The sequence below is a fragment of the Citrobacter sp. TBCS-14 genome (assembly GCF_005280805.1).
GTDB classification, from domain to species: Bacteria; Pseudomonadota; Gammaproteobacteria; order Enterobacterales; family Enterobacteriaceae; genus Citrobacter; species Citrobacter gillenii.
In genome coordinates this window covers 1-235 of record NZ_SZWM01001050.1, presented here as the reverse complement: position 1 = coordinate 235, position 235 = coordinate 1, and the positions used below count along the sequence as shown (strand labels likewise).

Here is a 235-nt window from a genome sequence, read left to right as displayed (position 1 = left end):
CTCAGAACGTTAAGAATAATTCCTTTAATCGCCTCGTGGAATCCCAAATAAATACCAAAGAATGCGGTTAATACAGCGAAGATATTTAACACCGTTGAGGTGATGTGAATAATCTGACCAGGAATAACCTGCGCCGCCAGAGCCAGTGCAGAAATATTCTGTTCGAAGGCTGAAACGGCCTCTTCGTGGCTAATCGAAAAGGTAAAAGAGAAGGAGAAAAACAGGATGACCGCAA

Annotated in this window: 1 pseudogene; it reads right to left on the bottom strand. The window is 43.0% G+C overall.

The features are described from left to right. Positions 1-235, bottom strand: a pseudogene (locus FDX22_RS23885) (transporter); the annotation flags it as partial.